Genomic DNA, 20983 nt, shown 5'->3' on the forward strand with positions numbered 1-20983 from the left:
CTCAATCCCAATAAACCTTCCAACCTTCCTATCTTCCTGTAAATCGCCCTTGACCTGCTCCGTAAGGCGGGCGAGGGATCAGTCGTGGCCGGCGTACATGGCCTCGATGGCGTTGGCGTAGTGCTTGGCGATGACCGGGCGCTTGAGCTTCATGGTCGGGGTCAGCATGCCGTTGTCGACCGACCAGGGTTCGTGCACCACGTGCACGTGGCGGATCTTGGCGTAGCCGGGGAAGTCGCGCAGCTGGTATTGAATCCGCTGCAGCAGGGCGCGTTCGGCGGAGCGCGGCAGCCGCCCGGAGGCGCCGGGGTCAAGCCCCTGGTCCTCGGCGAAGGTGGCCCAGGCCTCGGGTTCGGGGACGACCAGAGCGCTCAGAAACGCGTGCCCGTCGCCCACGACCATCACCTGGTCGAACAGGGCATCGAGCGCAATGGCCATCTCCATGTCCGCCGGCGGGACCTTCTCGCCGTTGGTCAGTACGAGGATGTCCTTGAGCCGTCCGGTTATAAAGATGTGTCCATCATCGTCGATGGTGGCCTGGTCCCCGCTATGCAGCCAGTGATCCTCGTCGATCGTGCTGGTGGTGGCCTCCTCGTTCTTCCAGTAGCCGAGCATCACGCAGCTGGAACGGGTCAGGAGCTCGTCCATCTCGCCGATCTTGACCTCGATCCCCGGCAGCGGCTTGCCGATGGAGGCGGGCAGGTTGTCGTCCGGGGTGTTCACGCTGACCACCGGGCTCGACTCGGTCATGCCGTAGCCGTGCAGGACCGGCAGCCCCAGGCCGATGAAGAAGCGCGCGATGGGTGGCGGCAACGGGGCACCCCCGCAGACGGCGAAGCGCAGCTTGCCGCCCAGGCGGTCCAGCACCTTGTGCGCGACGATGCGCTCCAGCAGTGGCCACAGCAGGAAGCCGGGGGACCAGGAGGCGCGGCCCTGCTGGTACTCGAAGCGGCGCCAGCCGATCGTGACGGTAGCCTTGAACAGGCCGCGGCCAATCGCGGATTTCTGTTTCAGGCCGGCCTGGATGCGGCCGTGCACCCGTTCGTAGATGCGCGGGACCGAGATCAGCACGGTGGGCTGGACCGACATCAGGTCCTCGCCGAGCCCCTGGATGGAGCGCGCGAACGCCACCTCGGCGCCGATCAGCATGGGCATGTAGTAGCCGCCGGTGCGCTCCAGCATGTGCGACAGCGGCAGGAAGGAGAGGAAGCGGTCGGCATCCGACAGCGGCCCGGCGGTGGACGAGGCCTGGGCGTTGTCGAGGATGTTGCGGTGCGACAGCATCACGCCCTTGGGCCGGCCGGTGGTGCCGGAGGTGAACACGATGGTCGCCAGGGCCAGCGGGTCGAGGTCCGGATGGTGTACACGCTCGGGGTCGCCACGCTCCAGCCAGGTGTCGAGATCCATGACCCGCTCGTCGTCCGGTTCGCCGTCGGTGTGGCCCAGGCAGACGATGCGCTTCAGAGAGGGCATGTTCTCGAAGTGTTCCGACAGGCGCCGGTTGTGCACGCTCTCGCCTAGCAGGAGCAGGCGCGCCTGGGTCTGGCCGATGATGTAGGCGACGTTGTCCGGGCGGTCATCGGTGTACAGCGGGACGGTGATCAGCCCGAGTTCGGTGGCGGCCTGGTCGAAGGCGACCCACTCGCGCGAGTTGCCGAGCATCAGCGCGACCCGTTCGCCGGGCTTGAAGCCTTCGCGCGCCAGTGCCGCCTGCCAGCGATCGACCATCGCGGCCATCTCGCCCCAGGTGGTCTGCTTCCAGGTCTCGTCGGCGGCGCTGAAGTGGCGGTAGGCCGGGGCATCCGGGCTCATGGACACGCGGGTGCGGAACAGCGCCGGCAGGGTCGGGGCCTGTTCCGGGGTGATGGTGGTCGACGACATGAGAGGCCTCGCGCACTGGGTTCGATTGTCCCGGACGTTAGAGGACCCATGCGAACGGGGCAAGCCCGTCATGGACCGGCGTTTTCCTGTGCGAGTTAGCGGATCCCCAGTGGATGGGCCACGGGCTGGTAGGCGATTGCACCCAGGACCAGGCTGAGGCCGATCAGGGCGATTACGCCGCCGCCGGCCAGGCCCAGGGCCGGGCCGATGTAGGTGAGCCGGCCCATGCGGGTCGGGCCCAGCCAGCGCCGGGTCCAGTCGCGCGCGGAGACGGCGAGCGTAGCCAGCACCGAGACGGTCGCGGCTGTGCCCAGCGACATCGCCAGCACGGCGGCGACACCGGCCCAGGCGAGCCCCAGGGCGGCGGAGACGGCCATGATCAGCACGGCCCCGGAACAGGGACGGATGCCGACGGCCAGTACGGTGCCCCACCAGGTCCCGCGGTGGTCGGGATCCACGTGGTGCGGGGTGCCGCAGCCGCAGTCGGGGTCGTGTTCATGTCCATGTGTGTCGCCATGGTCGTGGTCGTGTCCATGGACGGACGCGGCCCGATGCGCGCGATGCAGCCGCCAGGCGTGGCGCAGGGCGCGGGCCATCAGCCACAGCCCGAGCATCGCCACCAGGGCAAAGCTGGCGATCTCCAGGGTGCGCACCTGCCCCAGGGTGTCCCGCGCCAGCCAGCCGAACAGGCCGATCAGTACACCGACCAGGACAATGGCGGTCACACCCTGCGCCAGTGCCGAGACGGTGGACAGCAGGATGCCGCGGCGGAGGTTCTGCGGCTGGGTCAGCAGGTAGGCACTGATGACCGCCTTGCCGTGGCCAGGGCCGGCGGCATGGAAGATCCCGTAGAGCAGGCTGACCAGGATCAGGGCGCCGGCGGTGTGTGCGGTGGGGCCGTCGCGCAGGGCGTGCAGGCCCTCGGTCAGGCTGCGGTGGAGCTGGCGCTGGGTCTGGAGCATCCAGCCGGTCAGGCGTTCCAGGGGGCCGGGCGAGTCGGCCAGTGGGGCCAGGGTATCGAGGTGGTCCGGGGCAGCGGGGCTCCCGCGCTCGGCGGGCGCCTCGGTGGGGGCGCCAAGCGGATGACCGGTCTCGGCCTGCGCAAGGCCCGGACCGCCCCACAGCATCAGCAACGCGAGCAGCACCAGCAGCCCCGGAGGGGCGAGGTGCAGCGGCGGTCGGACTTGGTGAATCACGTGGTGCATGGCGTTACTGTATAACACGCGGCGGGTCGGGTGGTGTGTGCGACGTCCGGTTGCGAAGCGGCGCCGGGCTCAGTCGCATTCCAGCGCGGCGGTCTCCGCGAAGTGGCGCCCGAGATTGTCGACCGGGCTGCGGTCCTGGCGTTCCAGGGTCGCGGCGTAGCGGATCAGCTGCGGGTCCGGCCGGGGCTTGGCGATGGCCACTTCGCAGCCGGACTGGTTCTGGACGAAGACGATGTCGTCCGGGTCGTGCAGGATCTCGATCCAGTACTCGGGATCGAACACGCGGTAGGTGAAGGCGTCTCCGGCCACGATGTCGAGATCGGCCAGCGGCAGCTCGAAGCGCAGGTGCAGGCGGCGGTCTTCCAGGGTCAGGCGGGCCTCCCGAGCGGGCGGGACGTCCAGGCGCTGGTCGCCCAGGCTCAGCTCGGTGAAGTAGTCGTGCCCGGCCAGGTTCTCGCGCATGCGCTCGGCGGCGTGTTCCAGTGCGGCGTCGATGTCGGTGCCGCCGTCCAGTTCGCCGGTCAGGTCCTGCAGCAGCATGTGGCTGTAGGTCGGGTCGATCCGCCAGGACTGTTCCATGCGCACCAGCTCGCCGGCGTCGTTGAAGACGAGGCCCACGCGCAGGTCGATCCAGGCGTGCGGATGGGCGAGTGCCGTGGCCGGCAGGAGCAGGCCCAGGGTCAGCATGAGCCAGGTGCGGATGCGCATCGGCTTCAGGTCGCGCGCTGCCAGCGCGTGCCGTCCGGAGTGTCCTCGAGTTCGATGCCGTTGGACGTCAGTTCGTCGCGGATGGCATCGGCGGTCGCGAAGTCGCGGTTCTTGCGCGCGGCCTGGCGTGCGGCGATACGTTCCTCCACCCAGGCGCCCAGGTCGTCATCGCCGGCAGCGCCCTGGAACCAGACGCCCGGGTCCTGCTGCAGCAGGCCCAGCAGGCCGGCACCGGCCAGCAGCTCGCCCTTGCGCCGGGCGCGTTCGGCGTCGTCGCCGGCCGCGGCGAGGGCATCGCTCATGCGGTGCAGCGCGGTGATCGCGGCGGGGGTGTTCAGGTCGTCCAGCAGCGCCGCGAACACCGGGGTGTCGGCGGCGGCGACCGGGGCGGGTTCGATGCCGGCGGCGTCGCGCAGCACGCGGTACAGGCCGTTCAGGCTGTTGCGCGACTGGGTCAGGGTCTCTTCCGAGAAGTTCAGCGGGGCGCGGTAGTGGCGCGACAGCAGCGCCAGGCGCAGGACCTCGCCGGGGTAGTGCTGCAGCAGGTCATGCAGCAGCTGGAAGTTGCCCAGCGACTTCGACATCTTCTCGCCGTCGATGGTCAGGTGGCCGTTGTGCACCCAGTAGCGGGCGTAGTGCGTGCCGTGTTCGTGACAGCCCTCGGCCGCGCAGCCCTGGGCGATCTCGTTCTCGTGGTGCGGGAACACCAGGTCGTGGCCGCCGCCGTGGATGTCGATCATCGGTCCCAGGTGGCTGCGGATCATCGCCGTGCACTCCAGGTGCCAGCCGGGGCGGCCGTTGCCCCAGGGGCTTTCCCAGCCGGGCTCGCCCGCGGCGGCCGGCTTCCACAACACGAAGTCGCCGGGGTGGCGCTTGTAGTCGGCCACCTCGACCCGGGCGCCGGCCTGCATGTCGTCCAGCGAGCGTCCGGACAGCGCCCCGTACTCCGGGTAGGAGGTCACGTCGAACAGTACGTGATCATCGGCGACATAGGCATGGCCGCGGTCGATCAGGCGCTCGATCAGCTCGATCATCGGCTGGATGTGCTCGGTCGCGCGCGGCTCCAGGGTGGGCTCCAGCGTGCCCAGTTCGGCGATGTCCTCGTGGAAGGCGCGGGTGAAGCGCTCGGTCAGCGCCGCAATGGGTTCGCCATTGTCGGCGGCGGCCTTGTTGATCTTGTCGTCGACGTCGGTGATGTTGCGGGCGTAGATCACGTGGTCCGGGCCGTAGAGCTCGCGCAGCACGCGGAACAGCACGTCGAAGACCACCACGGGCCGGCCGTTGCCGATGTGCACGCGGTTGTACACGGTGGGGCCGCAGACGTAGAGGGTCACCCGTTCCGGGTCCTGCGGCACGAAGGGTTCGTCGCGCCCGCCCAGGGTGTTGTGCAGGGTGAGGGTCCGGGGCTCGCTCATTGGCCGCGATCCTTGCCGTACAGCGTTTCGGGAGCGATCTCGGGGTCGCTGGTGACGACGACGCTGTCGTTCTTGACCTGCAGGTAGAAGCAGCTGCGCCGCCCGGTATGGCAGGCCGGCCCGGTCTGGTCGACCTTCAGCAGGAGCGTGTCGCCGTCGCAGTCCAGGTGCAGGGAGTGCAGTTGCTGGACCTGGCCCGACTGCTCGCCCTTGCGCCACAGCGCCTGGCGCGAGCGCGAGTAGTAGCACACGCGCCCCGTGGCCAGGGTCTCGTCCAGCGCCTCGCGGTTCATCCACGCCAGCATCAGGACCTCGCCGGTGTCGTGCTGCTGGGCAATCGCGGGGATCAGGCCGTCGGCGTTCAGCTTAAGGCGTTCCAGGACTTCGGGGGTCGGGTGGCGCTCGCCACGGGGCTCGCTTTCGAGTTGCTTGAACATCGCTGCGTCCGCTTGCGGGAGCGGCGAAGAATAGCATTTTCGGAGGGTACCCCGAAGCCCTCGCCGGACCCCGGGCAGCATGGCGCGGCCGTATGTATGCGGGCGGGCGTCCGTTGCCCCCTTGCGCCCTGATGCCGGGTGGTCGATGCTCGAGTCAGGACGGGTGCTCGCAGGGAAGGCCGGGCGCGTCTCCACGGCAGCCTGGAGGGTTGATGGAGAAAGACGGGAAGAGGGTCGGGAAGCCCAGCGCCGGACGCACCGCGGCGATCATCGCCGTGGTGTATCTGGTCTTCGGACTGGCATGGATCGCCCTGTCCGACCGTGCCCTTCTGCTGATGGTCGACGATGTGACCTTGCTGGGTCAGTTGCAGACCCTCAAAGGCTGGGGCTACGTGATTCTCACCGCCATCGTCCTGTTCCTGCTGATCTACTACCCCCTGCGGGCGCGGGATCGCGCCTCGCGCGAGGCGTGCCGGCTCACCGGGATCGTCGAGCGCTCGCCGGTGGTCGCGATCGAATGGGCGACCACGCCCGGCTGGCCCGTCACCTTTGTCTCCCCGAATATCGCGCGCTGGGGGATCGACCGCCATGCCCTCCTGAGTGGCGAGACCAACTACGCCGACCTGATCCATCCCGAGGACATCGACCGGATCGTGACCGATGTCGCCGCGCATATCGACCGCGGCCCGGATCGATACACGCAGCTTTATCGGCTGCGAAGCCGCGAGGGCAGCTGGATCTGGCTGGAGGACCGGACCTGGCTTACCCGTAACGAGGCCGGTCGGGTGACCCGCATCCACGGCCTGCTGCTGGACGTGACCGAACGCCTGCGGGCCGAGCAGGACCTGCGCGACTCGGAAACGCGTTTCCGCGCGATCTTCGACAACGTGCAGGAGGCGATCCTGCTGCAGGACCTGGATACCGAGGCCCTGATTGGGGCCAATGCCGCCGCCGAGCAGATGTACGGGTACAGCCGGGCTGAACTGCTGGCCTGTAGCGTGGACGAGCTGAGCGCGGACGAGAGCGGCTTTGATGTGCAGCGTCAGAAGGCGCTGATGGAACGGGCGCGACGCGGCGAACAGCTGGTCTTCGAGTGGCGGGCGCGCCACCGCGACGGGCATGGGTTCTGGGTCGAGGCCAATCTGCAGGCCACCGAGATCGCCGGCGAGCGGCTGCTGCTGGTGACCCTGCGCAACATCGAGGCGCGCAAGCAGGCCGAGGCCGCACTGGCGCGCCAGGTGGACCGTCTGAGCCAGGCGGAACGCCACGCGGGGCTGGGCAGCTGGGAGTACCTGCTGGAGACTCGCGAGATGTGGTGGTCGGACCGGCTGTATGGCCTGCTGGGCTGTGATGCCCGGTCTGGCACGCCGACACTGGAATCCTTCGCCCGGGACTTCTTCGACCTCGACTCCGAGGACGGGGCGAGTTTCGCCGATGCGATGGAGGCCCTGCTTAAGGGCGGACGGCCCGGGCCGCGCCGGCTGTTGCTGAAGGCGCGTCCGGAGGTCCGTGGCGAGGCCTGGTTCAGCATCACCATGGAGGCGCCGATCGAACGCCCCGATGGCATGCATTACGTACAGGGCACGGTGCTCGAGGTGACCGAGCTCAAGCGCAACGAGCTGGAGCTGCGCGACCTGAACGCCACACTGGAGCAGCGGGTCGCCGAGCGTACGGCGGCGCTGCAGGCGCTGAACCAGGAACTGGAATCGTTTTCCTACGCCGTGTCCCACGATCTGAAGGCACCGCTGCGCGGAATCGAGGGCTACAGCCAGCTGCTGGAGGCGGACTACGGCGAGCAGCTGGAGGGCGAGGGGCGCACCTTTGTGCGCAATATTCGTCAGGGTGTGGCGCAGATGAACGAGCTGATCTCCGATCTGCTCGCCTACTCGCGCATGGAGCGCCGGCCGCTGGAGGAGCGGGAGGTCCGGGTGCGGGCGCTGGTGGAGGAGGTGCTGGAGTCGGTGGACCCGGCCCTGCGCGAACGTGCCGAGGTCACGCTGGAGGTCGATCCCGGCCTGGTGTTCCAGAGCGACCCCGACGGGGTCGCCCTGATCCTGCGCAATCTGCTGGAGAATGCCTTCAAGTTCAGTGCCGAACGCGAGACACCGCAGGTGACGGTGCAGGCACAATCCCGCAGTGCTACGCTCGGGATCTCGATACGGGACAATGGAATCGGCTTCGACATGGCGTTTCAGGATCGCATCTTCGATATCTTCCAGCGCCTGAATCGCGCCGAGGCCTACCCGGGGACCGGCGTCGGCCTGGCCCTGGTGCGGCGTGCGGTCAATCGCCTGGGCGGCGAGATCCGCGCCGAGGGCACGCCGGGCGAGGGTGCCAGCTTCCACGTGGAATTCCCCCGATGAGCAACGCCGCGCGCCAGCCTTCCATCCTGGTGGTCGAGGACAACCCGGTGGATATCGACCTGATGCGCCGCGCCTTCGAACGGCGCAATCTCACCAACCCGCTGGAGGTCGCGCGTGACGGGGTGGAGGCCCTGGATTTTCTCGAACGCTGGGAGCGGGGCGAACTGGCGCCGCCTGCGGTGATCCTGCTGGACATCAAGCTGCCCAAGGTGGACGGGCTGGAGGTGCTGCGGCGTATCCGCGAGCATGAGCGCTTCCGGCGCATCCCGGTGGTGATGCTGACCTCTTCCAGCGAGGATCGAGACATCACGACCGCCTATGACTGCGGGGCCAACTCCTACATCGTCAAGCCAGTGGACTTTGCCAAGTTTGTCGAAGTCGCCGAACAGGTGGAATTGTACTGGTGCCTGCTCAACCACCCGCCGACCTGAATATGCGGCGCCCCCTGCAAGCGACCTGATGCGAATCCTGCTCGTAGAAGACAACCCGGCGGATGCCGACCTGCAGCGCCGAATACTCGAGCGCGAGGTGCCCGGTGCCGAGGTCTATCTGGCGGCATCGCTGGCCGAGGCGCGGACTGCACTGGCCGAGGGCGAGGCCTTTGACTGCGTGGTAGAGGATCTGCGCCTGCCGGATGGCAGCGGTCTCGACTTGATCGGAGAGCTGCACGCCGCCGGGCGCGGCGAGGCGGTGCTGGTGCTGACCGGTCACGGCGAACAGGAGACGGTGGTCGCGGCCTTCCGGGCGGGGGCTGACGACTACCTGACCAAGGCGGATGATTACCTCGAGCGGCTGCCGGCGCGGGTGGTGGATGCCCGCGCCCGCCGCGAACTGCGCGCGGCCGGCACCCATGGACCGTTGCGGGTGCTGTATGCCGAGCACAACGAATTCGATGTCGGCCTGACCCGCCGCGAACTGGCGCATACCGCGCCGCATATCCGGCTGGAGACCGTTCACACCGCCGAGGAGGCCCTGGCGGCACTGCCGCAGCAGGCCTCCGCCGAGCCCGGCTTTGACCTGCTGCTGGTGGATTACCGGCTGCCCGGTATCGACGGCCTCGAGCTGGCGCGGCTGGTGCGCGAGGAGCGGGGTCTGGACCTGCCCACCATCCTGGTGACCGGGCAGGGCACGGAAGACCTGGCCGCACGCGCCCTGCGCATGGGTGTGGAGGATTACGCGGTCAAGCGCGACGGCTACCTGAAGACGCTCCCGGTGCTGCTGGATCAGGTCCATGCCCGGGCCCGGTTGCGCCACGAGCGGGCGGCGCTGGCGGCCTCCGAGCGGCGCTACCGCGAGGTGATCGAGCGCGCTGGCGATATCGTGTTCGAGACCGACGCCGCCGGTTGCTGGCGCTTTCTCAATCCCGCCTGGACGGCCATTACCGGACATGCGGTCGAAGCCGCGATCGGCGAGGAGATGATCGCCTTTATGTCGCTGGAGGATCGGGGTGCGGCGGCGAAACTGCTGGCCCGGGCCGCGGACGCCGACGACGGGCGACTGGAGACCGAGATCCGCCTGCGCGCGGCGGATGGTTCACTTTGCTGGCTGGAACTGCGTGGCCAGGTGAAGCTGGATGACGCAGGGGAGCCGGCGGGGCTGTCCGGCAGCCTCGTGGACGTGACCCGGCGCGTGCTGGACCAGCGGGTCCAGGAGGTGCGCGCGAACGTGCTCGCCCGCCTGGCGACCGGCGAGCGCGATCCGCGTCTGCTGGAGGACGTCGTCAAGGGGCTGGAATCGCTGGCCCCCGACCTGCACGCCTACATCATGCTGCTGGATGCCGACAGTCAGGAGCTGCAGGCGGCGACCGCGCCTCGCGTGCCGGACCCGTTGCGCAGCGCCATGCGTCGCACGCGTGCGGATCAGGGCATGGGCTCCTGCGGCGAGGCTGCCTGGAGCGGCGAGCCCGTGATTGTCGAGGATTGTGGAACGCACCCCAACTGGAGCGGGTTCTGCGACCTTGCGCGCGGGGCGGGTTTCCGAGCCTGCTGGTCGTTCCCTTTCCGCGATGCCGACGGCGGGGTTCTGGGAACCCTGGGCATTTATCTGGGGGAGCCGCGCGGGCCGCTCCCCGGCGAGCGTGTGCTCATCGACGAGTTCACCCAGATCGCGGGGCTGGCGGCGCAGAAGCTGCGCGTGTCGCAGGCCCTGGGAGCACGCGAGCGCGCGTTGCGTACCGCGGCGGAGCTGACCGTGGAGCTGTTGCGCGAGGACAACCCCGCGAGCGTGATCCACCGCCTGCTGGCCGAGCTGGGACAGGAGGCGCATGCGGATCGCGCCTATGTACTGGTGGCCGAGCTCGATCACGCGGTACGCGAAGCCCTGGATGTGCACCGCTACTACTGGGTGCGCACGGACACGGATCAAGCGATTCGCCCGCCCCCGCTGAGCAACCTGAGCCTGGAATCGGTCCTGCCACGCTGGCACGCCATCCTGGAGGGCGGCGGCGCGGTGGAGGTGCTGACCCGCGAGCTGCCGGACGATGAACGCGAGGTGATGGAGGCTGGACAAAGTCAGGCGGTTCTTGTGGTACCCCTGTATGTGGAAGGCGAGTACCGCGGCTTCCTGGCCCTGGACCGGGTGCAGCGTGCGCAGCGCTGGACCGAGGCGGACCAGAGCCTGGCGCGTATTGTCGCCTCCAGTCTGGGGGCAGCCCTGGAGCGGCGCCAGGCGCTGCTGGGCCTGCGGCGCATGGCGGCGGTGTTCGAGAGCACCCGCGACGGGATCATGATTACCGACCTGACGCCCCGGATCGTCGCGGTCAATCCGGCCTTCGTCGACATTACCGGCTTTTCCGAGGGCGAGGCGATGGGGCGCAACCCGAGTTTTCTGCAGTCGGGGCGCCACGATGCGGAGTTCTTCAGACGCATGTGGGACAGCCTGCAGCACGAGGGACACTGGCAGGGCGAGATCTGGAACCGTCGTCGCAACGGCGAGATCGCTCCGCAGTGGCTGAGCCTCAATACCGTCTACGACGAGCAGGGCCAGGCCCTGCACTACGCCGCCGTTCTGACCGACATGTCGGAGTTGCGGCGTTCGGAGGACGAGCTGCGGTATCTGGCCCAGCATGATGCGCTGACCGATCTGCCCAACCGCAGTCAGCTGCAGGTGATGCTGGGACAGGCGCTGGAACGCGCCCGGACGAACGGCTACCGCATCGCGGTGCTGAATCTGGACCTCGACCGGTTCAAGAACGTGAATGACTCCATGGGCCATCCGGTGGGGGATCAGGTGCTGGTGGAGGTGGCCCGGCGCTTGCGCGGGGCGGTCGGCCCGGCCCACACGCTCGGGCGGCTGGGCGGGGACGAGTTCCTGGTGGTGGCGGAGAACCCGGCCAGTGACGAGGCCGTGGTGCACTGCGCCAGTGACCTTCTGGCGAGCCTGGAGCACCCGCTGATCCTGGGCGACGGACGCTCGGTGTACCTGAACGGCAGTATCGGCATCAGCCTGTATCCGGAGCATGGCGATTCGGTCACCGAGCTGATTCAGCACGCGGACGCGGCGATGTATCAGGCGAAGGCCTCCGGGCGCCAGACCTGGAGTGTCTATACCCAGGCCCTGACGCGCGCGGCCGACGAGCGCCTGGAACTCGAGAACCGCCTGCGCCATGCGGTGGAGACGGAGAGTGGCGAACTGCGCCTGCACTTCCAGCCGCAGGTGCGACTGGAGGACGGACAACCCTTCGGCATGGAGGCGTTGCTGCGCTGGCAGACCGAAGACGGCGAGATGATTCCTCCGGATCGCTTTATCCCGATTGCCGAGGATACCGGGCTGATCGTCGCTCTGGGCGAGTGGGTCCTGCGCGAGGCCTGTGACGCCGGCCGGCGGTTGCTGGATCGTGGTGCCGAGGACTTCAGCATGGCGGTGAATCTGTCGCCGGTGCAGCTACAGCGCGGCGACTTCGTGAATCGGGTGGCGGAGATCCTGGCGCTGACCGGCTTCCCCGCTGCACAGCTCGAACTGGAGATCACCGAGACGGCGATCATGCAGCAGGGCGAACAGGCCATCGCGCGCCTGGCCGCCCTGAAAGAACTGGGTGTGCAATTGGCGATCGACGACTTCGGCACCGGGTATTCCTCGCTGGCGGCCCTGCGGACCTATCCGCTGGACGTGCTGAAGATCGACCGCAGCTTTGTCGATGGAGTGGCCAGTGAAAGCGCCGATCGCGAGATCGCCGCGACCATCATCGCCATGGGGCGCAACCTGAACATGCAGGTCATCGCCGAGGGCGTGGAGACCGCCGAGCAGGCCGCCTTCCTGCGCGAACGCGGTTGCGCCCTGGGGCAGGGATACCTCTACAGCCAGCCGCTGGAACTCGACGTGCTGCAGGGCTGGATGACCGAGCATGGTGCGCTGCCGGTGGACTGACGGCCTTCCCGTGGCGCCGGACGGATGGCTCCGGTAGCCTTTGCGCCGCAGGATATCCGTTACCCCTTGCCCGGAGTTTCCCCGATGGCCGATCCCTCCCGTCCCACTGCATTGCGTACGATCACCTTTCACGGCCTGGAGCCGGGCCCGCGGCTGATCGTGCTGGGGGCCGTGCATGGCAACGAGACCTGCGGGACCCAGGCCGCCGAGCGGGTCCATGCCGAACTCGAGGCCCGCGAGCGCGACCTGCTGCGGGGCAGCCTGACCCTGGTGCCGCGGACCAACCCGCTGGCCTATGACCTCGGGCAGCGCATGGGCGAGCGCAACCTGAACCGCAATCTGCGCGTGACCGAAGACCCGCAGGATTTCGAGGACCGCATTGCCAACGTGCTGTGCCCGCTGCTGGCGGCGCACGACGTGCTGCTGGACCTGCACTCGTTCCACACCGGGGGCCAGCCGTTCATCATGCTCGGCCCGCGCAACAATGACGGCGAGCTGGAAGGCTTCGCGCAGGCGCGCGAGGAAGAGGCGCTGGCGGCCTGCCTGGGCCCGCGGCGCATGGTCGAGGGCTGGCTGGATACCTATGCCCGGGGTGTTGCGGCGCGGATGAAGAACCCGAACGCCAGCCACCGCGCGCAGATCCTCAGCACCGACCCCAGCTACGGGATCGGAACCACCGAGTACATGCGCAGCCAGGGCGGCTATGGCGTGACCCTGGAATGCGGGCAGCACGATGACCCGCAGGCCCCGGTGGTGGCCTACAACGCCATCATCAACACGCTGGCTCACCTCGGCATGCTGCCGGAGCCAGCCGCTGCGGGACAGGACGACCCGGAGGTGCTGCGTCTGGTGGAGGTGATCGACCGGGATCATCCCGACGACCGTTTCGCGCAGGAATGGAAGAGTTTCGACCCGCTGCAGGCGGGCGACCTGATCGGCATCCGCGCGGACGGGACCGAGGTGCGCGCGCCGGAGCCCGGGTTCATCGTCTTCCCCAACCCCAATTCGCTGCCCGGCAACGAGTGGTTCTACCGGGCCGAGTTCAGCGACCGGAAGGTCACCTGAGCGGCGCTCCCCGGTCGGCTGACCGGTGATGGACTTCGATTTTTCCGGGGTCGCCATCCTGTTGGTGGTGGCCGGCTTTCTGGCCGGGCTGCTGAATGCGGTGGCCGGGGGCGGCAGCTTCCTGACCCTGCCGGCCCTGATGAGTGTGGGCGTCCCCCCGGTGGCCGCAAATGCCACCGGGACCGCGGCGCTGTTGCCCGGATACCTCGCCAGCGTCCTCGCGGACGGGAGGCGGCTGCGCGGGGCCTGGCAGGAGCTGGGGCCGCGGCTGGCCTGGGGGCTCCTGCTGGCGGGCGTGCTTGGCGGGGCCGTTGGCGCGGTCGCCTTGCTGCTGACCGGAGACGCCGCTTTCCGTGTCCTGATCCCCTGGCTGCTGCTGGTCGCCACGGTGCTGTTCGCGCTGGGGCCCTGGCTGCAGCGCCAGGCGGCGCGGCCGCATCCGGGGCCGTTGCGCGCCCTGGGCGCGGGGCTGGGCTGCGCCTACGGCGGCTATTTCAACGGCGGCGTCGGGATCCTGCTGATGGCGATCCTGCGCGGCCAGGGTGTGACGGACCTGCCCCGGGCCAACGCGCTCAAGAACCTGCTGTCCTCGGTGCTGACACTAATGGCCGTCGTGGTCTATATCGCGGGTGGCCAGGTGGTGGCCACCGGCCTGCTGGCGGTCGGGGCCGGGGCGATCCTCGGGGCGCGTGTCGGGCTGGCGATCGTGCGCCGCCTGCCAGAGGCGGGGTATCGCCACGTCGTCACCGGGATCGGTGTGGCGATCACCGCTCTGTTTTTCCTCGACCCCGCCTGGCTTGCATCGCCCACTTCGTAGGGTGCGTTGAGCGCCGCGAAACGCATCACCATCGAATACCCGGAAGGTTGCCGCCTTTCGACCGATGTGATTCGCTTCGCTCATCACATCCTACGAGTCTTTCCCGCGAGTCTTTCGAGGTGGCGAGGTGTGGGTGCCTAACGACGACCGATCAGCGGTTCGGCGCGTGGGCGGCCTCGAGGGTGCGGGCGAGATCATCCAGGGTGGCGGTTTCGGATTCCGGCAGGATGGCTTCGATGCGCGGGCGCAGCGGGGTGTCCGGGGCATCCATCGGCTCCAGCCCGCCGTGTCCGTCCACCCGGTTGAGGCGGTGCCAGCCCTGTTCGGTTTCGACCAGGCCCTTCAGGCGGTCACCAGCAAAGCCGTCGACCAGACGCGCGAGGACGCCATGGTCGATGACCTGACCCTCGGGTAATAGCCAGCTGCGGCCGATGTAGCCGTCACCGCGGGTGTCGATGGTGACCCACTCGTCGGCTGCATGAGTCGCGTCATCATGCTGGTGGTCGTGGTCGTGGTCGTGGTCGTGGTCGTGGTCGTGGTCGGCGTGCGCATCCGCGCTCGTGGACGCGAGAAAGTCGCGGGCCTCCGGGAACAGGGCGCCGCCCCGATCCAGTCGCGGGCGGTCCAGCCAGTCGCGTTCGATGCGGCCCTGCGTGGTCTCCACGACCAGCGGGCGTGGTGGCGGCATCGCCGCGACGAAGGCCTGCAACGCCTCGCGGTCCGCCTCGCTGTAGAGGTCGGCCTTGTTGGCCAGCAGCACGTCGGCCAGGGCGATCTGGTCGCGCCAGTTCGCGTGCTTCCGGTGGCGCGGCGAGGCCAGGTGGCGGGCGTCCATCAGGGTGACGGTGGCGCGCAGGTCCAGTACCCCGGCGTAGGGCGGCTCGGTCAGGGTGCGGATAATCTGCGCCGGGTGGCCGAGGCCCGTGGGTTCGATCAGGATGCGGTCGGGGCGCTGGCTGCGGATCAGCCGGTTGAGCCCGACGGTGAACATCTGCGCGGAGACGCAGCACAGGCAGCCGCCGGGGACCTCCTCCAGCGCCACGCCGGTATCGGCCAGCAGGCCGCCATCCACCCCGATCTCGCCGAACTCGTTGACCAGCACGGCCCAGTGTTCGCCCTCCGGGCGCTGCGCGAGCAGGTGGCGGATGGCGGTGGTCTTGCCGACGCCGAGAAACCCGGTGATCAGGTTGAGCGGGATGTCCTGGTGCCGCTGCATGCTATCCGGCCCCGTTTCCGGAGGGTTCCGGGCTGTCGCGGAGCGTTTCCGGGGCGGTCCCTTCGCTTTCCAGGCTGCGGTACATCGCCTCTTCCGCTTCCTGATTCAGCACAATCAGGGTGATCCGCCGGTTGATCGCGGCCTCCGGATCGTCGCGGTTGAAGGGCACGCTGGCGGCCAGCCCCACCACGCGGGCGATCTGGTCGGGCTCGGTGCCGCCGGCGATCAGGGCGCGGCGGGCGGCGTTGGCGCGATCGGCCGAGAGCTCCCAGTTGGTGTAGTCCGGGCGTAGCAGCGGGCGGGCGTCGGTGTGGCCGGTGATCGAGACGCGGTTGGGGACCTGATTGATCAGGCCGGCCAGCTCGCGCAGGATCGCGTCGGCGTGCTCCAGCGGACGCGCGCTGGCGCTGGCGAACATCGGCCGGTTCTCGCGATCGATGATCTGGATGCGCAGGCCTTCGGGTGTGATATCCAGCAGCAGCTGGTCCTTGAAGGGCTCCAGCGCCTGGCTCTGATCCAGGGCCTCCTCCAGTGCCTCCTGCAGGGTCTCCAGGGCCTCGCGGTCACGGGCCTCGGCCAGCTCGTCGAGGGTTTCTTCATCGATCCCCGTCGGGGCCTCCATGGCCTCCGGGTCCTGGATGAGTTCCGGCATGCCCTCGAAGTCGATGATCGATGGGTCCACGCCGGTTCCGTCGCCGGGCGCCTGGCCCGGCGCGGCGGCTTCGCCCACGAAGGCGGAGGGGTTCTGGAAGTACTCGGATATGCCGGCGCGCTGCTCGTCATCCAGCGCAACGAGCAGCCACATCACCAGGAAGAAGCCCATCATCGCGAGCGTGAAGTCGGCGAAAGCGATCTTCCACGCGCCGCCGTGGTGGCCGCCCTGGACCACCTTCTTCTTGACGATGATCGGCTGGGTCTTGTCCTCGACTCCCATGGTAGTGATCCGGAGGCCGTCAGGCCCCCTTCACGTACTCTTCCAGTTCGGTAAAGCTCGGGCGCATCGCGCTTTCCATGGTCTTGCGGCCGAACTCCACCGCGACCTGGGGGCTGTAGCCCTGGACATTGGCGAGGATGCAGGCCTTGATGCACTGCAGGAACTTGGCTTCCTCCTGGGCACGAGACTCGAGGGCGGTCGAGGTCGGCCCGGCAAAGCCGTAGGCCAGCAGAATCCCGAGGAACGAGCCGACCAGGGCAGCCGCCACGCTTGAGCCGATCTCCGCGATGGAGCCGTCGAGTTTGCCCATTGTCATTACGATGCCCAGGACCGCCGCCACGATACCGAAGCCGGGGAGGGCCTCGGCCACGCGGTGAACCGCATGGGCGGGCTTGTGCGATTCCTCATGGTGGGTCTCGAGGTCCAGGTCCATCAGGGCATCGAGCTCATGCGGGTTCATGCTGCCGGAGATGATCAGGCGCATGTAGTCGGTGATGAACTCCATCGCGTGGTGATCCTGCAGGATCCGCGGGTGGGCCTTGAAGACCTCGCTTTCTTCCGGCTCCTCGATGTCGGCTTCCACCGCCATCAGGCCCTCTTTGCGGGCCTTGGTGAACAGCTTGTACATCATGGCCAGCAGGTCGAGATAGTCGTCCGACTTGTACTTGCTGCCCTTCATCAGGCTGGGGATGGACTTGAAGACGGTGATGACGACTCGGGGCGGGTTGGCGATCAGGAATGCCCCGAGCGCCGCACCCCCGATGATCCAGTACTCGTAGGGCTGCCACATGACCCGGAGGTCGCCACCATGAAAGTAGTATCCACCGAAGACTGACGAGAAAACGATGACGATACCCAGGAAATACTTCACGGACCGCGACCCCACATTGCTTAAGCACCATGCCGGACAGGCCATCCGCCCGCATGCGTTGCTATAGTTGACGGGCTTTACGATAACGACTCCCCTGCGCGAGGTACAGCATGTCCCTGGACAAGGACGCGCCCTACATGGAAGAGGCCGCGCGCCTGGCGGCGCTGGAATGGCCGATTCTCGAAGCCAGCGATGCGGTGTTTGCGGACCCGGATGCCCTGGTGAATCGTTCCCTGCGCGAACTGGCGCGCTACGCCGAGCGCGATCCCGGCCTGAGCCTGCGCCTGGTGCGGCGGGCCAACGCCTCGCGTCGCGGTCTGCGCCAGGAGGTGCACGCGGTGGGCGACGCGATTTCCATGCTGGGCCTGGAGAACGTGCACCGGGAGGCGGCCGAGGCCCCGCGCGTCGCGGATGTGGTCACAAGACCCCAGGCCTATCGCGAGCTGGCGGCGCAGTCGCGGCTGGCGGCAATGATCGCAGGCGAGATTGCGCACAAGCGCCACGACACCGAGCCCGGCGAGGTGGCGCTGGCGGCCCTGCTGAACCAGCTGGGCCTTCTGGCGTTGCTGGCCGAGGGCGAGCCGCGCCTGGATCGGCTGCTGGAGATGCTGGAGCTCAGCGCCCTGCCGGACGAGGCCAGCTACGCCGCGCTGGGGTATGCGACGGACGACCTGTCACGTGCCATGGCGGAGCAGATGGCCCTGCCGGAACTGGTGCAGGGCACGCTGCGTGCGGTCAACGCGGCCCACCACCGGGCCTATGAGGTCATGGTTGCGAGCGCCGTGGCCTGGCAGGTCTTCCGCGGCATGGACACCGCGCGCGGCGATCGCGACCTCGGGCTGCTGGCCGGCCTGATGGGGCTGACGGACAAGGAGGCCGCGGACCGCGTGGGCGCGGTCATCGAGCGTTTCAACGAGGATGTCGCCGTGTATCAGCGGGCGCCGCTGGACCCGCAGATCCCCGGTCGTGTCTGGCTGGGCGAGCGCTATCGTCCGCGCCTGGCCCTGATGCCGCGGGCCGACCTCCTGGAGACCGGGCTCCACGCCCTCGAACAGGAAACGAATCGCGAGGCCCGGATACGCCGGATGCTGCGAGTGATGCAGTTCGGCGTGGGGTTGAACCGGGTGGTGTTCGCCCGTCTGTCCCGCGATGGGGAGAGCCTGCGCGCCGAGCACCTGGTCGGGACCCTGCACGAACCGGAGTTCAGCCACTTCGTGATCAACCGGTCCGCGCTCGGACCGCTGGGTCGGGTCCTGGAGGAGGACGCCGCCCAGTGGTGGGATCGCCGACGCATCCATGACGAGATGCCGGCGGCTGTCCGCCGCCTGACCGGCGGGGTGGACTGTCTGGTCGCCCGGTTGTGCGATGGCGACCGCGTACTGGGCATGGTCTATGCCGACCGGCGTGCGCACGATCTGGACCTGACCCCGGTGGCCTTCGAGGGGTTTCGCCGCGTGCTGGCGGCGGCCGAGCGTCCTTTCGGCTCCTCAGGGGAACACTGAGCGCTTCCCCGGGCCGGGTCGGTGGCTCAAGTCTTTCGCGGGGTGGTCGATACATGTACAGGGTCGTATATAGGCGATCATAATCCGCAGCATTCGCGAGGGGTTGGCCACGGCGTATGGCTGATCCCACGGGCCCCGAGCCCGTGGAACAATCAAAAGGACGTACGACATGCGCAAGAACCTGCCCGTCACCCAGACGGAGTACTCGATTGATCAGCACGGCGACCTGATCTCGGCCACCGACGAGAAGGGGCGTATTCGCTACGCCAACAGTGATTTCGTCGAGGTCAGCGGGTTCGTCTGCGAGGAACTGGAGGGTGCCGCCCATAACATCGTCCGCCACCCGGATATGCCCGAGGCCGCCTACGCGAACATGTGGGAGACCCTGAAGGCCGACCGGGCCTGGATGGGCATCGTCAAGAACCGCCGCAAGAACGGGGACCACTACTGGGTGGACGCCTTTGTGACCCCCGCCTACGAGCACGGCCGCAAGACCGGCTACGAGTCGGTGCGCGCGATCCCCGAGCGCGAGCATGTCGCCCGTGCGGAGAAGGTGTATGCCGCGATCAACCGGGGCCGGAGCTTCGCTCGGCGCTGGTACCACGGCCTCACCTGCCGCCTCGCCGGGACCTGGATCGTCGGCTTCCTGTTGGCGCTGGCGGTGGTGTTTCTGGCGTCCTCGCCAGCGGTGCAGGCGGGCCTGCTGGTATTGATCTTTGCCGCCGGCAGCATCGCGTCGCTGGCGTTCACGTCCGGTATCCGCCAGGCGGTCAATCGGGCCCGGGAGCAGTTCGACAACCCGGTAATGGAGGCGATCTACACTGGGCGCCGCGACGACAGCGCTTCGCTGGAGCTGGTGCAGCAGTTCGGGGAGGCGAAGCTGCGCACCGTGCTGGGCCGGATCGAGGACAAGGCCGACGCGGTGAACGACGATGCCCATGCCATGGCCAGCAGCGTGGAGCAGACCGCCTCCGGCGTGGAGCGCCAGCAAAACGAGATCGACCAGGTCGCCACCGCGATGAACGAGATGACCTCGACCATCCAGGAGATGGCGAGCAATTCCGCGCGCGCGGCCGAGGCCGCCAACAACGCCGAGAAGGAGACGGGCGCCGGACAGGACGTCGTGAACGACACGGTGTCCGTGATCAACCGCATGGCGGCGGAGGTGGAGTCCACCGCCGAGAAGCTGGGCAAGCTGGAGGCCAGCACCGAGGAGATCGACAAGATCCTGAGCGTGATCCGCGAGATCGCGGAACAGACCAACCTGCTGGCGCTGAACGCGGCCATCGAGGCCGCCCGCGCCGGCGAGCACGGGCGCGGCTTTGCGGTAGTGGCGGACGAGGTGCGCTCGCTGTCGCAGCGCACGGACGAGTCCACCGTGACCATCCGCAACATGATCGAGACCCTGCAGTCCGGTGCGCGCGAGGCGATGTCCGCGATGCGCGCCAGTCAGGAACAGGCCGCCGACGGGGTCGAAAAGGCACAGGCGGCGGGCGACTCGCTGACCACCATCCGCGAGGCCGTCGCCCAGATCACCGAGATGAACACCCAGATCGCCACGGCCGTCGAGGAACAAAGCGCGGTCTCCGAGGAGATCAACCGCAACGTCACCTCCATCCGTGATGTGGCCAGCGAGACCGGATCGGTCTCGGTGCACGCGCGCGACGCCAGTGCCCGCATGCAGGCCGAGGCGGCCGAACTCAAGGCCCTGATCCAGCGCTTCGAAGGGAAGTAGCGCGCTACGAGCGCCCTTGTGAGGGGACACGAACCGCCCGCCTAGGTCCGGGCGCGGGTAGGGTTTTCACCACGAAGCCACGAAGAAAGGCGATCGCACCACAGAGAGCACGGAGCACACAGAGAAAACCACAGAAGGTTTCGATGCGGCTCATGCCGCCGAGCAAGGCGAAACGGATTGAAGTGGTCCAATGACAGCGGACACCCCAGTTAAGCCACACTAGATGGGTAACTGGAGGTGAATGTGAGCAAGCAGAGACGAGCGCGATACAGCCGGGAGTTCAAGGCCAACGCGATTGCGATGGTCGAGAGCCAGGGCTATGGCTGCACGGAGGCGGCCCGGCGGCTCGGGATCAACCGGAGCATGTTGTCCCGCTGGCAGCGTGAGGCGCGGCGCAAGGCGGCCGGCGAAGCCGTTACTGAGCCGGCCTCGAACGGTCAGGAACAGGAGTTGCGGCGGCTGCGCGAGG

General features: G+C 68.3%; 16 protein-coding genes. 8 read left to right on the forward strand and 8 right to left on the reverse strand.

The features are described from left to right. Positions 1–78: 78 nt before the first annotated feature. The 5 genes from F572_RS0101265 to hisI form a co-directional block, all read right to left on the reverse strand. Positions 79–1881: a long-chain fatty acid--CoA ligase gene (locus F572_RS0101265; RefSeq protein WP_017941518.1), complete on the reverse strand. Its 1803-nt coding sequence runs from the start codon at positions 1879–1881 to the stop codon at positions 79–81. A gap of 95 nt (positions 1882–1976) precedes the next feature. Beyond that, on the reverse strand, positions 1977–3086 hold the full coding sequence (locus F572_RS0101270; RefSeq protein ID WP_017941519.1) for a nickel/cobalt transporter: 1110 nt from the start codon (positions 3084–3086) through the stop codon (positions 1977–1979). Positions 3087–3155: 69 nt separating this feature from the next. Continuing rightward, entirely contained in the window at positions 3156–3794 is a 639-nt protein-coding gene (locus F572_RS0101275; RefSeq protein WP_017941520.1) for a DUF1007 family protein, read from the reverse strand. A gap of 5 nt (positions 3795–3799) precedes the next feature. After that, positions 3800–5209: a cysteine--tRNA ligase gene (gene cysS, locus F572_RS0101280; RefSeq protein WP_017941521.1), complete on the reverse strand. Its 1410-nt coding sequence runs from the start codon at positions 5207–5209 to the stop codon at positions 3800–3802. After that, on the reverse strand, positions 5206–5646 hold the full coding sequence (hisI, locus tag F572_RS0101285) for a phosphoribosyl-AMP cyclohydrolase (protein ID WP_017941522.1): 441 nt from the start codon (positions 5644–5646) through the stop codon (positions 5206–5208). Before hisI ends, cysS begins: the two co-directional genes overlap by 4 nt. Positions 5647–5921: 275 nt before the next feature. On the opposite strand from hisI, the gene F572_RS0101290 reads away from it, so the two are divergent. The 5 genes from F572_RS0101290 to F572_RS0101310 all read left to right on the forward strand — a co-directional run bounded on the left by F572_RS0101290 (position 5922) and on the right by F572_RS0101310 (position 14256). Next, positions 5922–8009, forward strand: a complete 2088-nt coding sequence (locus F572_RS0101290; protein ID WP_026142964.1) for a PAS domain S-box protein — start codon at positions 5922–5924, stop codon at positions 8007–8009. Next, positions 8006–8440, forward strand: a complete 435-nt coding sequence (locus tag F572_RS0101295; RefSeq protein WP_017941524.1) for a response regulator — start codon at positions 8006–8008, stop codon at positions 8438–8440. Before F572_RS0101290 ends, F572_RS0101295 begins: the two co-directional genes overlap by 4 nt. 28 nt (positions 8441–8468) lie before the next feature. Next, the gene (locus F572_RS0101300) at positions 8469–12374 is read left to right on the forward strand and encodes an EAL domain-containing protein (RefSeq protein ID WP_017941525.1); all 3906 of its coding nucleotides are present in this window, start codon (positions 8469–8471) and stop codon (positions 12372–12374) included. An 84-nt stretch (positions 12375–12458) separates the two neighbouring features. After that, a complete protein-coding gene (locus tag F572_RS0101305; RefSeq protein ID WP_017941526.1) occupies positions 12459–13439 on the forward strand; it encodes a M14 family metallopeptidase in 981 nt (326 codons plus the stop codon). 28 nt (positions 13440–13467) lie between these two features. Further along, entirely contained in the window at positions 13468–14256 is a 789-nt protein-coding gene (locus F572_RS0101310) for a sulfite exporter TauE/SafE family protein (RefSeq protein WP_017941527.1), read from the forward strand. Positions 14257–14407: 151 nt separating this feature from the next. On the opposite strand, the gene F572_RS0101315 is transcribed toward F572_RS0101310, so the two are convergent. The 3 genes from F572_RS0101315 to motA are packed head-to-tail and all read right to left on the reverse strand — an operon-like array spanning position 14408 to position 17277. Beyond that, positions 14408–15472 carry a GTP-binding protein gene (locus F572_RS0101315; protein ID WP_017941528.1) on the reverse strand — a complete coding sequence of 355 codons (1065 nt, stop codon included), beginning with the start codon at positions 15470–15472 and terminating at the stop codon, positions 14408–14410. A gap of 1 nt (position 15473) precedes the next feature. Continuing rightward, a complete protein-coding gene (gene motB, locus F572_RS0101320; protein WP_017941529.1) occupies positions 15474–16406 on the reverse strand; it encodes a flagellar motor protein MotB in 933 nt (310 codons plus the stop codon). 19 nt (positions 16407–16425) lie between these two features. Next, on the reverse strand, positions 16426–17277 hold the full coding sequence (gene motA, locus F572_RS0101325; RefSeq protein WP_017941530.1) for a flagellar motor stator protein MotA: 852 nt from the start codon (positions 17275–17277) through the stop codon (positions 16426–16428). Between the two features lie 110 nt (positions 17278–17387). Here motA and F572_RS0101330 point away from each other — a divergent pair, with 110 nt between their 5' ends. The 3 genes from F572_RS0101330 to F572_RS0101340 form a co-directional block, all read left to right on the forward strand. Beyond that, entirely contained in the window at positions 17388–18779 is a 1392-nt protein-coding gene (locus tag F572_RS0101330; RefSeq protein WP_017941531.1) for an HDOD domain-containing protein, read from the forward strand. 169 nt (positions 18780–18948) lie between these two features. Next, positions 18949–20514, forward strand: coding sequence for a PAS domain-containing methyl-accepting chemotaxis protein (locus F572_RS0101335; protein WP_017941532.1), 1566 nt, complete (start codon positions 18949–18951; stop codon positions 20512–20514). A 243-nt stretch (positions 20515–20757) separates the two neighbouring features. Continuing rightward, the coding region (locus tag F572_RS0101340; protein ID WP_018158312.1) for a transposase at positions 20758–20983 on the forward strand (226 nt) is incomplete at its 3' end.

It is taken from the genome of Thioalkalivibrio sp. ALE14 (assembly GCF_000376845.1).
Classification (GTDB): domain Bacteria; phylum Pseudomonadota; class Gammaproteobacteria; order Ectothiorhodospirales; family Ectothiorhodospiraceae; genus Thioalkalivibrio.